Origin of the sequence: Hamadaea flava (assembly GCF_024172085.1) — a bacterium.
Lineage (GTDB): Bacteria > Actinomycetota > Actinomycetes > Mycobacteriales > Micromonosporaceae > Hamadaea > Hamadaea flava.
The window spans coordinates 224,319-236,349 of record NZ_JAMZDZ010000001.1; the positions used below are offsets into that span (position 1 = coordinate 224,319).

General features: G+C 71.0%; 14 protein-coding genes and 1 riboswitch. Of the genes, 5 read left to right on the plus strand and 9 right to left on the minus strand.

Going from position 1 to position 12,031, the window contains the following annotated elements; all coding sequences use genetic code 11:
- Positions 1 to 30 precede the first annotated feature (30 nt).
- The gene (locus HDA40_RS01140; protein WP_253750294.1) at positions 31 to 534 is read left to right on the plus strand and encodes a winged helix DNA-binding protein; all 504 of its coding nucleotides are present in this window, start codon (positions 31 to 33) and stop codon (positions 532 to 534) included.
- Between the two features lie 10 nt (positions 535 to 544).
- Positions 545 to 1,060, plus strand: coding sequence for a hypothetical protein (locus HDA40_RS01145; RefSeq protein WP_253750296.1), 516 nt, complete (start codon positions 545 to 547; stop codon positions 1,058 to 1,060).
- Here HDA40_RS01145 and HDA40_RS01150 read toward each other — a convergent pair.
- Both HDA40_RS01150 and HDA40_RS01155 read right to left on the minus strand, forming a co-directional pair.
- The gene (locus tag HDA40_RS01150; protein WP_253750298.1) at positions 1,057 to 1,302 is read right to left on the minus strand and encodes a CBU_0592 family membrane protein; all 246 of its coding nucleotides are present in this window, start codon (positions 1,300 to 1,302) and stop codon (positions 1,057 to 1,059) included. The genes HDA40_RS01145 and HDA40_RS01150 overlap by 4 nt on opposite strands.
- Positions 1,303 to 1,308: 6 nt before the next feature.
- Positions 1,309 to 1,375: riboswitch (guanidine-III (ykkC-III) riboswitch) on the minus strand.
- Positions 1,376 to 1,391: 16 nt separating this feature from the next.
- A complete protein-coding gene (locus tag HDA40_RS01155) occupies positions 1,392 to 2,444 on the minus strand; it encodes a winged helix DNA-binding domain-containing protein (protein WP_253750300.1) in 1,053 nt (350 codons plus the stop codon).
- A gap of 324 nt (positions 2,445 to 2,768) precedes the next feature.
- Between HDA40_RS01155 and HDA40_RS01160 the strand changes: the two genes are divergently transcribed.
- Complete coding sequence (locus tag HDA40_RS01160) at positions 2,769 to 3,794, plus strand: IS110 family RNA-guided transposase (protein ID WP_253750303.1); 1,026 nt, start codon at positions 2,769 to 2,771, stop codon at positions 3,792 to 3,794.
- Here the strand turns inward: HDA40_RS01160 and HDA40_RS01165 are convergent.
- Complete coding sequence (locus tag HDA40_RS01165) at positions 3,778 to 5,031, minus strand: MFS transporter (protein WP_253750306.1); 1,254 nt, start codon at positions 5,029 to 5,031, stop codon at positions 3,778 to 3,780. The two genes, HDA40_RS01160 and HDA40_RS01165, sit on opposite strands and share 17 nt — an antisense overlap.
- Positions 5,032 to 5,099: 68 nt before the next feature.
- Here HDA40_RS01165 and HDA40_RS01170 point away from each other — a divergent pair, with 68 nt between their 5' ends.
- Positions 5,100 to 5,561, plus strand: coding sequence for a MarR family winged helix-turn-helix transcriptional regulator (locus HDA40_RS01170; protein WP_253750309.1), 462 nt, complete (start codon positions 5,100 to 5,102; stop codon positions 5,559 to 5,561).
- Between the two features lie 43 nt (positions 5,562 to 5,604).
- Here HDA40_RS01170 and HDA40_RS01175 read toward each other — a convergent pair whose 3' ends face one another.
- The 4 genes from HDA40_RS01175 to HDA40_RS01190 form a co-directional block, all read right to left on the minus strand.
- Positions 5,605 to 6,084, minus strand: coding sequence for a MaoC family dehydratase (locus HDA40_RS01175; protein WP_253750312.1), 480 nt, complete (start codon positions 6,082 to 6,084; stop codon positions 5,605 to 5,607).
- An 82-nt stretch (positions 6,085 to 6,166) separates the two neighbouring features.
- A complete protein-coding gene (locus HDA40_RS01180; RefSeq protein ID WP_253750315.1) occupies positions 6,167 to 6,412 on the minus strand; it encodes a DUF3040 domain-containing protein in 246 nt (81 codons plus the stop codon).
- Positions 6,413 to 6,505: 93 nt separating this feature from the next.
- The gene (locus HDA40_RS01185) at positions 6,506 to 7,735 is read right to left on the minus strand and encodes a transglutaminase domain-containing protein (RefSeq protein ID WP_253750318.1); all 1,230 of its coding nucleotides are present in this window, start codon (positions 7,733 to 7,735) and stop codon (positions 6,506 to 6,508) included.
- A 304-nt stretch (positions 7,736 to 8,039) separates the two neighbouring features.
- Positions 8,040 to 8,621 carry a TetR/AcrR family transcriptional regulator gene (locus HDA40_RS01190; RefSeq protein ID WP_253750321.1) on the minus strand — a complete coding sequence of 194 codons (582 nt, stop codon included), beginning with the start codon at positions 8,619 to 8,621 and terminating at the stop codon, positions 8,040 to 8,042.
- A gap of 71 nt (positions 8,622 to 8,692) precedes the next feature.
- On the opposite strand from HDA40_RS01190, the gene HDA40_RS01195 reads away from it, so the two are divergent.
- A complete protein-coding gene (locus HDA40_RS01195; RefSeq protein ID WP_253750324.1) occupies positions 8,693 to 9,934 on the plus strand; it encodes an NAD(P)/FAD-dependent oxidoreductase in 1,242 nt (413 codons plus the stop codon).
- Here HDA40_RS01195 and HDA40_RS01200 read toward each other — a convergent pair.
- A complete protein-coding gene (locus HDA40_RS01200; RefSeq protein ID WP_253750329.1) occupies positions 9,904 to 11,535 on the minus strand; it encodes a PrsW family intramembrane metalloprotease in 1,632 nt (543 codons plus the stop codon). The genes HDA40_RS01195 and HDA40_RS01200 overlap by 31 nt on opposite strands.
- Positions 11,532 to 12,014: a hypothetical protein gene (locus tag HDA40_RS01205; RefSeq protein ID WP_253750332.1), complete on the minus strand. Its 483-nt coding sequence runs from the start codon at positions 12,012 to 12,014 to the stop codon at positions 11,532 to 11,534. Before HDA40_RS01205 ends, HDA40_RS01200 begins: the two co-directional genes overlap by 4 nt.
- Between the last annotated feature and the right edge of the window lie 17 nt (positions 12,015 to 12,031).

A 12,031-nucleotide genomic window follows, 5' to 3' on the forward strand; every position in this document is an offset into this window, starting at 1 on the left:
CTTGTCATAGTACATGTATTTGGAGGGCTCATGGACACGCCCAAGCCGATCGGCTACTGGCTCATGCATCTTCACAATCTCCTCGAGGAGCAGTTCGAGCGCACCCTGGCCGGCCTGAACGCCCGAGCCGGGAGTGAGGACGAAGGGCCGGCCAAAACCGGCTCAGTGTTGTCGGTCAGCCGCCGGCAATGGCAGCTGCTCAACACGCTCAGCCGCGGCTCGCGTACAAGTGGGGAATTGGCCGAGGCGCTCGCCCCGTTCTGGTCCGGCGCGGCGGAGGACCCCCAGGCGGTGCTCGCCGACCTCGCGGACCGCGGCTGGACGCGGCTCGACGGTGACGCGATCGGCCTGAGCGAGACCGGCCGCGAGCTGCACGCGGAGCTGGCAGCGCGAGTGGAGCGGGCGCGGGCCGCGCTGCTGGGCGACCTGACGCCCGAGCAGTACCACCAGACCGTGCGGTCGCTGGCGACGATGGCGGCGAACGTCGAGGCTGCCCTGGGCAATCCGGCCCGAACGGCGTCATCGGTGTCATAGCGTGGGAGGCATGGCAGCCAAGGCTTTGGTGAACTCGCTGACCCGCGCGCAACAGGATCTGCTGCGCGAGACCGATCGCGACAACCTCGCGCTGCTCGACGAGGACGGCCTGGTCGAGCTGCACACCCGGATCCGGCGCGCCCGGGACAAGCACGTCGGCCTGTATCGGCGGGAGGCGGCGTCGAAGGTCGCCACCGTCGGCGGCCGGGGCAAGGCGCACGCCAAGAACACCCGCAACCGGGAGACGGCCGAGGTGTTCGAGGACGCGCTGGCCCGGGTCAGCCGGGCGCTCGCCGCCGCCGCGCGGGCCAGTGCGAACGTGCTGCGGGCCGAACGGCTCGCGATGGCACGCGCGGCCCGTTCTCCCAGGTCGACGGCGGCACCCGGGACGCGGCGGCCACCGGCCAAACGAGGCACGTCGAGCCAGCGCAGCCGGCCCACGCCCGATCAGCCGGTGCTCCGCAAGCAGCACGCGTCGAGCCGGGCGATGGGCGCGCGGCGGCAGGCCAAGCGCGACAGCCGTTAGTGCTCGGCCGCTGGTGCTCCGCGAAGCAACGACAGCCCGGAGACGATGGCCCAGGTGCCCTCCAGCAGGAGGAACCCCCAGGACCGCTGGTCGAGGGCGATCACGGCGAGCACGGCGGAACCGGCGAGGTTGAGGATGAGGTAGGTCCGCGAGCGCAGGTCCAGCCGACCCAGTTGGGCGGCGGCGAAGGCGGCCAGGATCATGAGTGATCCGCCGATTTCGATGAAATCAAGAAGAGTCATGGCGTCTGCGCGCCGTCTTCGCTGGGCCGGGTACGGCGGGCTCTCGTCCGGGGCGCCGCTGGACCGCGAACGCCGTCAGCCACGATAGCTCACTCGACGACGACAGGCACTCCCGCGTAGGCGGCGTACCGGTCGAAGGCGGCGTCGACCGCGTCGCGCTGCGCCGGGGTGAGGCGTACCGCCAGGGACAGCGACGCGGTGATCTGTTTCGCGGTGCTCGTCCGCCGCCAGGAGCCGATCAGCTGCCCGTCGATGATCAGCGGATGGATCAGCAGGTTGTCGCCGAAGCCCGCCAGCCCGCGGCTTTCCGTGTACGCCACCACGTACTCGTCGTAGCCCTGCAAGACATGGGCGTCGGGGGAGGGGACGGGCTCGGGCGGGTCGGCCGGCGCGTACCAGAAGGTGGTTCCGTTGCGGGAGACGGTCGTGAGGGCGTCCCCGGCCAGCTCGATGCCACGCCGGATCCGCGCCGTCGGGAGGCTCGACCACCAGGCGAAGTCCTTGGCGGTCGCCGGTCCGTGGCTGGTGAAGTACCGCCGGGTCAGCTCGGCCAGCCCGTCGTCGGGAGACCGCTCGGCCGTCTCCGGTACGCGTTCGCCGACAAGCGCGTACGTGTGCTGTCTGCCGCGCATCGGGCCGTTGCAGACGAGGCTTTCGAGTTCCGCGTCCATCACCAGGTACGCCAGCCGGTTGCCCGTGGGATCGGGGATCCCCGCGGCGGTCAGCGCCCGGCCGAGTTCCGGCCGGGTGAGGTGGTTGCCGCCGCCGAGAATGTCCCGCATCAGCGGCCGGGTCTTCGCGGTGGTCGCCTCGTCCACGCCGAGCTGGCGATAGTAGTACGCGTTCAGCTGATGGACCCGGGGTGCGGTCACCGCTTGCAGCCACACCAGATCCTCGGCCGCGACGAAGTGCCACGTCGGGCGCAGCGCGTGCACTCGAACGATGCGGCCGGAGTCCACGGCGGCCTGCATCGCGGCTTCGTCCACACCGGAACTCCGCTGCGCCACCGACCACTTGGCGACGGCGTACTCCTGGGCCTGGACGGCGCCGAGCCGCCGGACGACCGCCACCGGGTCCGGCAGCGGCTCGCCGGTCAGCCGTTGGTTGCGCAGTCGCCGCGCGATGATCTCCCGCTCCTCCACGACCGCATCCTATGGGCGATCAAAGCCGAACCGGGGACCGCCTCCGCGCCGGCTTCCTACGCCTTGCTGTTGCGCTGGATCAGGGTTCCGGGTCGGATCTTGGGTCAAGATTCGACCCAGAAACTCAGTGTCATTGTTGGGGCATGCCCGGCGGGTTCGCTCTCCGGAACCCTGCCTGCGTGGCGTTGGTCAGTAGTGCGGCCCGCCGGGTGCCCTGGTCCGTCCCGGGTGGCTTGATAGGAGCGTGGCTGCGCCCCAGCTGAGGTGTGCCTCCGGGTCGGATGCGGGGTTCCCCTGCTTCGACTGGTGAGAGGAACGCTTCTCATGGTGGTCCTGGGAATCGATGCGCACAAGCGCAGTCATACGGTGGCGGCGGTGGACGCGGCGGGTCGGCTGCTGGCCACCAAGACGGTCTCGGCTGATGCCGCCGGTCATCTGTTGTTGGTGCGGTGGGCTGGTCAGTTCGGTGAGCGGCGGTTCGCGGTGGAGGATTGCCGGCCGTTGTCGCGGCGGCTGGAGGCCGATCTGCTGGCGGTGGGGGAACGCATCGCGCGGGTGCCGCCCAAGCTGATGGCCAAGGCCCGTGACAGTGCCCGTAGTTATGGCAAGTCCGATCCGATCGATGCGCTGGCGGTGGCCCGGGCCGCGCTGCGGGAACCGGATCTGCCCACCGCGGTCCTGGACGGCCCGCCACGGCAGCTGCGTCTTCTGGTCGATCACCGTGCCGGTCTGGTCGCCGAACGCACTCGGGTGATCAACCAGCTGCGCTGGCACATTCACGAGATCAACCCCGACTGGCAACCACCCGCCCGCAGCGCTCACCGGCCTAAACACCTCACCCTGTTGCGTGGTCGGCTGGCCGACGCCACTGGCCTGGTCGCCGAACTCGCCGGTGAGCTGGCCCAGCGATGTGCTCAGCTGACCGTGCGTATTGGCGAGCTCGACCGGCAGATCAGCGAGCACATCGCGGTCCTGGCGCCCACTCTGCTGGCGTTGCCCGGCTGCGGATCCTTGACCGCGGCCAGGATCGTGGCCCAGACCGCCGACATCACCCGGTTCCGCTCGCAACACGCCTACGCCCGGCACAACGGCAGCGCACCGGTCCCGGTCTGGTCGGGCAACCAACAGCGCCACCGGCTCTCGCGCATCGGCAACCGCCAGCTCAACTCCTGCCTGCACACCATCGCCATCACCCAGCTGTCGCACTACCCACCCGGCCGGCAGCTCTACGAGCGCCGCCTCGCCAACGGAAACACCCGCAGGGAAGCCCTGCGGGTGCTCAAACGACGCCTATCCGACGTCGTCTATCGATGCCTCAAAGCCGACGCCACGATCAGCCCCTTGACATAGGAGAAACTGATCCAGCGGGAACCGGCTCGGCGTACTCGGGCTGCTGAGCTGTGTCGGGCCGGGTGATGTCGAAGGTGGACGGACGGCGGCGGGTCAGCGCGGTGGCGGCGGCCAGCACGAGCAGAGCCGAGAAGCTCATCGCCGCCCCGGCCCACAGCGTCGAGGCGTACCCGAGGCCGGCGGTGATCGTCACGCCGCCCAGCCACGCCCCGAGCGCGTTGCCGACGTTGAAGGCGGCGATGTTGGAGCCGGACGCGAGCGTCGGGGCCTGGCCGGCGTACTTCATGATCCGCATCTGCAGGCCGGGCGCGGTCGCGAAGCCGAACGCCCCCATCAGGAACAGGGCGATGACGGTCAGCACCTGGCTCGACGCCGTCGACGCGAAGACGGCCATCACCGCGGTCAGCCCGGTCAGGACGACGGCGAGCGTACGCGGGATCGACCGGTCGGCGCCGCGACCGCCCAGCGAGTTGCCGACGAACAGCCCGGCGCCGAACAGCACCAGCAGCCACGGAACCGTGCCGGCGGCGAAGCCGCCGACCGCCGTCAGCGTGTACGCGATGTAGGTGAACGCGCCGAACATGCCGCCGAAGCCGAGGATCGTCATCAGCAGCGAGAACCACACCTGCGGTTCGGTGAAGGCGCGCAGCTCGTGTCGCAGGCCGGCGGACGGGCCGGTCGAGGCCCGCGCGGGGACGAGGGTCGCCACGCCGATCAGGGCCGCGACGCCGATGACGGTGATCGCCCAGAACGTGGCGCGCCAGCCGAGCTGCTGGCCGAGGAACGTGCCGAACGGGACGCCGAGGACGTTCGCGGCGGTCAGCCCGGTGAACATCATCGCGATCGCGCCCGCCCGGCGGGCCGGCTCGACCAGGCTCGCCGCGACCACCGAGCCGATGCCGAAGAACGCGCCGTGACTGAGCGCGGCCAGCACCCGGCCCGCCATCATCACCTGGTACGTCCCGGCCAGCGCCGAGGTGAGGTTGCCCGCGATGAACAGGGCCATCAGGCCGATCAGGACCTGCTTGCGGCCGAGCCGGGTGACCGCGGCGGTGAGCCCGATCGCCCCGACCGCCACCGCCAGGGCATACCCGGAGATGAGCCAGCCCGCGACCGATTCGGTCACCTGGAAGTCGGCGGCCACCTCCGGCAGCTGCCCCATGATCACGAACTCGGTCAGGCCGATGCCGAACCCGCCGATGGCGAGAGCGAGCAGGCCGAGAGGCATCTTGCGCATGAGTCAGATAGTTGCACGCGCCGTATATCGGCGCAAGCGTGCTCCTGCTCACTGGTAGTATTGCAGGCATGGGCATCGCCGATGACGCCGTCGAGATCCGCGCACAGGGCTGGCGTACGCTCGCCGCACTGCACGGGCTCATCGACACGGCCCTGGAACGGGCGCTTCAGACCCGGCACAACCTGTCGGTGGTCGAGTTCACCGTGCTGGACGCGCTGTCGCGTCAGGACGGCTGGCACATGCGGATGCAGCAGCTGTCCCGGGCGGCCGCGCTGTCGAGCAGCGCCACGACGCGACTGGTGAACCGGCTGGAGGAACGGGGCCTGCTGACCCGGGTGCTGTGCCAGGACGACCGCCGGGGCATCTACACCGAACTGACCCCACAGGGGTCGAAACTGCTGGAGCAGGCCCGGCCCACGCATGACGACGTGCTCGCGGGGACGCTGGCCGACGCCGAGCGCCTGCCCGAACTGGCGCCGCTGGTCGACGCCCTGCACCGGTTGCCCGCGCCGGCCTCGGCTGCCGCCTGAGCACGCTGCGGCTCGGGCAAGCCTGCGGGCTAGACGCGGTCGCTCAGGCCGCGCTCTCCTCGGGCTCGTGCACGAGCAGCACGATCTCCCCGGTAGCCGCCTTCTGAATCTTGTCGCCGGTCTCGACCTCGTACACCAGGCCGAGCACCAGCTCGGTGAAGCCGCGCGGCCGAGGCCGGTGACCGGTCAGCGTGGCCGAGAGGCGTACGCGGGAGCCGACGGGCACCGCGGCGCGCAGCTTCAGCTCGCGCAGCCCCTGATTGACCATCATGTCGATGCCGTCGATGACGAACACCTCGCCGATCAGTGACGGAGCGAGGGAGATCGTCAGGAAGCCGTGCGCGATCGTGCCGCCGTAGGGGCCGGCCGCCGCCCGCTCCGGGTCGACGTGGATCCACTGGTGGTCCCACGTCGCGTCGGCGAACAGGTCGACCTGCTTCTGCGTGATCTCGTGCCAGGAGCTGGCGCCGAGCGGTTCGCCGAGCTGGGCGGCGAGGTCACGGACGTGGATCGTCTGGGTCACGGCAGGGCTCCTCGGGTACGCGGACGCCTGTGATCTTACGGCCCGCCGGCCCGAGCCCCGTGCACGGGCGTACCTCCGTAGATCAGACGCGGGTGTACCAGAGCCGGGCGGTCACCGAGATCAGGACGACGGCGACCACAGCGGCCACGAGGGCTCCCGCCGCGACGACGAGCAGCGGCATCAGGCACCACATGGCGGCGCAGACGATCAGCGGCCACCGGCCGGGCGGCGGCTCGCCCCGGGACAGCGCGACCGCAAGCCGAGGACTGCTGGCTTCCAGATTGCGTTCGATGACTTCGAGCTGACGCCGCTCTTCGCTGGTGAGCACCGCGAACTCCCTCCGGGCGACCGTGCGTTGCGGCGACATACCCGGATCTGGGCTTACGCACACTCCTTGCGGTCAGCTCGGCACAGTCCGAGGTCAGCCGGAGATACGGAATACCAACGGTTGTGGCGTCAACTCTCCCGACGGCGTACGCACCGCGACCGTGGCCGCGTGCGACCCGCCCGACGTCGGCAACGGCCAGACCGGGTCGGCTGCGTCGACCACGTGACTCTTCCCGTCGTGCTGCACGGCGTACCCGTTGGTGAAGGGATGTCGGCTGGTGAACCGCGTGGCCGGCGCCCCGTCGCGGACGTCGATGCTGATCCCGATCTCCGCGAGATCGGGGTACGCGTCCTGAGGCGACCCGGCGAGCAGCTGGCTGGGTCGCAGCTGGTGCTGGAAGTGGGGGATGAACGGAGGTTTCGCCCAGGTCGCGCCGGTCGTGCTGATCTGGTGGAAGTAGGTGAACCACCAGGCAGTGGTGGCCGGCTTCATCGGCCCGTCGGCGGCGAGCAGGGTGGGCTGCCGTCCCTCGGCGAGCGCCGTCTGAAGCTCCAACGTGGACAATGGAGCCGAGCCGAACATCCAGTACGCCCCGTTCTGCCCGTCGAGGACGACCCACTGTCCGAAGTCGTCGATCCACGCCTCGCTGACCACGTGGCCCTTACCCCACCCGGCGTGATGATCCCGCTGCCGCAGACTGAGCCGCCGGGCCGGGATGCCCGCCGCGTTGAGCGCGTGCGACAACACGGTGCTGTACTCGACGCAGGCGAACCGCATGCCGTCGTCGTCCACGTGCCGCAGCACGTCGACCGCGTCTTCCTCGTCGCCGACGTGGTCGTTGGCATGCTCCCAGCGTTTCGTCACCCAATGCAGCAACGTCACGGCCCGGTGCCAGGAAGAACCCGACAGCTCCGGCAACAGTGGACGGAGCTGCTCCTCGCGATCGGGCGTGGTGCGGAACAACTCCAACGGCAGCTTCGGCGTCAGCGACGGCCACACCACCAGTTCCAGGGGTGCGGGCGGGAGGTTCGCGGCCAGCTTCGCCTGAAGCTGCGGCCAGTCGGGCTCGGCTTCGAACGCCCGCTCAAGCTCGCCCTCGAACAGCTCAGGCTGGAAGAACCCGCCGTCCAGCGCCTCCAGCAAGAAGTCCCGGGCCTCCGCCGTACGCCCCAGGCGGGCGGCCGCGATCGCACACCCGGGCGCCCACATACGCGCCCAATGCTCGTCGGCGCGGAGGCGGGCCACGAGCGTGAGCAGGTTCTCGTCGTCCTCGGCGCGCATCAAGTCCTCGGCCTGGATGCGTAGCTGAACCCCGTCGGTCATGCGCGCCATTGTCGCGCGGGTTGGCTGACTTTCGCCGCCCGCTTGCGCTGGGCCGCGGGTCCTGGGATTTGTTGATCTTGGCGAGTTTCGGTTGCTATAACGACACTTTCTGGCCTAGATCAACTTTCCGCGGCCCCGCGGCCCCGCGGCCCCGCGGCCCCGCGGCCCCGCGGCCCCGCGGCCCCGCGGCCCCGCGGCCCCGCGGCCCCGCGGCCCCGCGGCCCCGCGGCCCCGCGGCCCAGCGGCCCAGCGGCCCAGCGGCCCAGCGGCCCAGCCCGGTGGCGCGGCGGGTGGCCATCCGGGGTCAGGGAGCGTAGCCCCGTACGGTCGCGGCGATCGCGTCCAGCCAGAGCCGCCGCGCTCGCGCCGGATCGCCGAGGAATCCCTTGAGCTCCAGCGACGCGAGTCCGTGGACGAGCGCCCACAGGTGGCGGCCGACGTCGACCGGTTCGTGGTCGCCGAGCCGGCCGGAGGCGGCGGCGCGACGCAGCGTACGCAGGACGCGGTCGAAGCTGCGGTAGTAGAGCGCTTGGGCGTCGTGGTCGAGGTCGACGCCTTCGCCGAGGTAGATCCCGTACACGTGGGGTCGTTCGAGGGCGGCGGCTCGGTAGGCGAGTGCGAGGTCGGGTAGTTCGTCGAGGGGGTCGTCGCGTTCGGGGACGGCTTCGTGGTGGCGGCGCATCGTTTCGGCGGCCTCTTGGGCGAGTGCGGTCAGCAGTCCGCTTTTGTCGCCGAACAGGCTGTAGACCGCACGGGTGCTCGTCCCGGCGTCGTCGGCGACCCGCCGGACGCTGACGGCCCCTGGCCCTTCGTCGTGCAGCACGGCGGCGGCCGCGCTCAGTAGCGCGTCCCGGGTCTGGTCGCCGTGTTCTTTCGGTCGTCCCACGCTCGACAGGATAGCGCAACAGTGTTACGTTACGTTGTAACGAAACAACGTAACAAAAACGGGGAGGGGTCATGAAGTACGACGTGGTGGTCGTGGGCACGCGGGTGGCCGGGGCGGCGACCGCGCTGCTGCTGGCCCGGCAGGGCGTACGCGTCCTCGCCGTGGATCGGGCGCGAGCGGGAAGCGACACGCTGTCCACCCATCAGATCCAGCTCCCAGGCGGAGCCCGGCTGCGCCGATGGGGCCTGCTTGACCAGGTCGCCGCGACCGGCTGCCCGCCCGCGTCCTCGATGCGCTTCGACTCCGGGTACGCCGTGCTCTCCGGTGCGTACCCGGAGGTGGACGGCGTCGGCGCGGTCTACAGCCCCCGGCGTACGCTGCTCGACGTCCTGCTGCAGGAGGCGGCGGCGGAAGCGGGAGCGACGCTGCGGGACGGCTTCGTCGTCGCGGGACTGCGTACGGGGCGCGACGGCCGGGTGACCGGCATCCGGGGCGCGGCCAAGGGCGGCGTCGCCGAGGACATCGAAGCCGATCTCGTGATCGGGGCGGACGGCAAGCACTCCACCGTCGCCCAGGCCGTCGGCGCGGCGACCTATCTCGACCGTGGCGCGACCGCCGCGGCGTGCTACGCGTACTTCGAAGGGCTGCCCGTCACCGGAGGCGAGGTCTACGTCCGCCCGGATCGCATGGTCGGGCTGTGGCCGACCAACGACGGGCTCACCATCGTCTTCCTCTCCGTCCCGGCGGCTCGCTTCGCCGCGATGCGTACCGACTTGGACACCGCGTTCCGGGAGTTGGTCGGCGGCGTGGCGGACCTCGGACCCCGGCTGGCCGCCGCGACGCAGGCGGAACGGCTGCGGGCCACGCCGGATCTGCCGAACCGGTTCCGGACGCCGCACGGGCCGGGCTGGGCACTCGTGGGTGACGCCGGGGTGGTCATGGACCCCTGCACGGGTCTCGGCATCGGGCACGCGTTGCACGACGCCGAGCTGTTCAGCGAGGCCGTGCTCACCGGCGACCTCAGCCACGCGCACCAGGTGCGTGACGCGTACCGGCGGCCCGTCTTCGACCTGACGACGCGGCTGGCGGCACATCGGCCCGACCGCACCGGTGCCGTGCTGTTCCCGGCGATCGCCCGCGATCCCCGTCTCGTCACGGAGTTCCTCGGCGTGCTGACCGGGATCACCCCGCCGGATCGCTTCTTCCGCCCGGGGCGGCTACGTCGCATCGTCGGCTGGCGGGGGCTCGGCCGGCTCGCCCTCGCGCGGGGGCACGCCCCGGCTCACGCGGGCGCGGCGGCCTTCAGCCGGTAGATGCGCTGGCGCAGAGCCTCCTCGGTGCCTGGCGGCGCGCTTTCGCCACGTTCGCGCCGCCAGCGGGTGAACGCCAGTTCCAGCTGCGCGGTGTGCAGGCGTTTGATCTGCTGGTACGCCGCAAAGCTGCCCTCGCGCAGCGTACGCAGCCGCAGGCGGAACCGCCGTGAGGCGTTCAGCAGCAACGACACCTCGTCCGGGGTGACCGCGCCGAGCCGGTTGGCCGCCTCGGCCCGCAGCTGGCGGTGCAGCGACCGGGTCTCCTGTCGCAGCGCGACGATCACCAGCGTGAGCAGCACGAGGAACGCCGGTCCCTTGAGGACGATCAAGTTGGCCGGCTGGATGATGAACAGCTGGACGTTCGCGTCGCTGGACTCCCAGTAGAAGTGACCCATGGCGCAGAAGTCCCAGACGAGGTGGGCGGCGATGGCGAACAGGAGCCCGCCGGTCGCGACCATGATCCGGCGTGGCCAGTCCTTGAGTTGCGTGGCCAGCCCGACGCCGGCCCCGATGATCCCGGCGTACGTCGCGTGGCTGACGAGCAGCCCGGTGACCTGCCGGTACCAGTGCTGGTAGAGGACCGAGTCGAGACCCTGCGTCATATACGACATGGACTCCGCGAACTGGAAGCCGAGACCGACGCACGCGCCGATGACCAGGCCGCTGAGCATGCCGTCGATCCGTCGTCGGCACAGGAGCACGAGGACCACGACACCGGACGCCTTGACGAACTCCTCCGGGAACGCGGCCGCCGCCGCGTGCCCCACGATCGCCGCGGTGCCCGGCTGCACCTCCGATCGGATCACCGCGTGCAGCATGCCCTCGACGATCTGCGCGAAGTACGACGAGACGACCGAGCCCCAGCCGAACGCGGCCAGCACCAGCCACCACGGCGGTTTCCGGTTGCGCTGCATCCGCCGGAACGTCCACAGCGCGAACGTGGTGGTGGGGATGCTCAGCAGCGCGCCCCGCCAGGAGATCCCGGCCTCCAGCAGCAGAATGAGCAGCATCAGGAACGCCGGGAGGCCGAAGACCACTCCGCCGCTGATGGCCAGCGCCCGCCACCGCGTACGCGTGGAGCCACCGGAAAGCGCGATCGTCATCACGACGATCGCGCCGATGATCGCGCCGATCAGGACGAGGGCGATGACGACCAGATTGACGATCCCGAAGCCGGACAGCGTCGGGTCGTCGTCCCGGATGATCGCGGCGCCCGCGGCGAGCGCGATCAGCAGTAGCACGACGCCGCAGACGCCGAACGCGACAGCCAACCGCCCGACCCGGTACGCCGCCGGATCCACCGGAGCGGACACCGGCACCGGTGCGGGCCGGACCGGCCGGAACTGCTGCGGCGGAAATCCCGGGGGCTGGAGTCCCGGGGGCTGGTATCCGGCGGGTTGATGTCCTGGCGGTCGACCTTGCGGCGGGTAGCCCGGCGGCGGCCCATGCCGCTGCGGCGGCACCACGGGCCAGCCGCCCGTCGGCTGCCCCAGCACCCGGTAGTCCGGTGGCGGCGGCCGATACCCCGGCGGCGGACTTCCCGGCTGACCTCCCGGCGGCTGATCGCCGGGTGGCGGCTGGCTTTCCGAGGGCGTGGTCATCGGGAGATCTCCACGTGCACCCAGGCGAGGACTTCGACGGCCTGCCCGCCGCGGATGCCCTCCAGGACGAACTGGTAGTCGCCGGCCGGTACAGCGGACGTGGTGCTCAGCGGCACCGGATCGGCCACCAGGTCGCCGAGGTCGTCGAGGTCTTCGCCGTTGGTGCGGTAGCCGAGCGAGTCGTACCAGCTCGCGCGGACGGGACCGGTCGGGCCGTCGTCCACGTCCTCTTCGGCGATCGTCGCGGCCGGGATCTCGCCCGCCTGGAAGGACGCCCGGGGCGAGTTCGAGGCGCGGCCGGTCGCCAGGTCGTACGCGTACAGCCGGATCGGCAGGGGCGAGCCGCGCTCGGGAGCGGTCGGCCAGCTCACCACGAGGACCACCGCCGTGGCGACGAGGACGACCGCGGCGATCAGACCGAGGATCGTCAGCAGCCGCACGGCCGGAGTGGCCCTATCGGCCTCGGACGGGTCAGCCATGGCGCCCCTTTCGTCTA

Bases quoted from the DNA above. Each gene is read 5' to 3' on its own strand.
- HDA40_RS01140 (WP_253750294.1), top strand. From the start codon at position 31: ATGGACACGCCCAAGCCGATCGGCTACTGGCTCATGCATCTTCACAAT.
- HDA40_RS01145 (WP_253750296.1), top strand. From the start codon at position 545: ATGGCAGCCAAGGCTTTGGTGAACTCGCTGACCCGCGCGCAACAGGAT.
- HDA40_RS01150 (WP_253750298.1), bottom strand. From the start codon at position 1,302: ATGACTCTTCTTGATTTCATCGAAATCGGCGGATCACTCATGATCCTG.
- HDA40_RS01160 (WP_253750303.1), top strand. From the start codon at position 2,769: ATGGTGGTCCTGGGAATCGATGCGCACAAGCGCAGTCATACGGTGGCG.
- HDA40_RS01165 (WP_253750306.1), bottom strand. From the start codon at position 5,031: ATGCGCAAGATGCCTCTCGGCCTGCTCGCTCTCGCCATCGGCGGGTTC.
- HDA40_RS01170 (WP_253750309.1), top strand. From the start codon at position 5,100: ATGGGCATCGCCGATGACGCCGTCGAGATCCGCGCACAGGGCTGGCGT.
- HDA40_RS01185 (WP_253750318.1), bottom strand. From the start codon at position 7,735: ATGACCGACGGGGTTCAGCTACGCATCCAGGCCGAGGACTTGATGCGC.
- HDA40_RS01195 (WP_253750324.1), top strand. From the start codon at position 8,693: ATGAAGTACGACGTGGTGGTCGTGGGCACGCGGGTGGCCGGGGCGGCG.
- HDA40_RS01200 (WP_253750329.1), bottom strand. From the start codon at position 11,535: ATGACCACGCCCTCGGAAAGCCAGCCGCCACCCGGCGATCAGCCGCCG.
- HDA40_RS01205 (WP_253750332.1), bottom strand. From the start codon at position 12,014: ATGGCTGACCCGTCCGAGGCCGATAGGGCCACTCCGGCCGTGCGGCTG.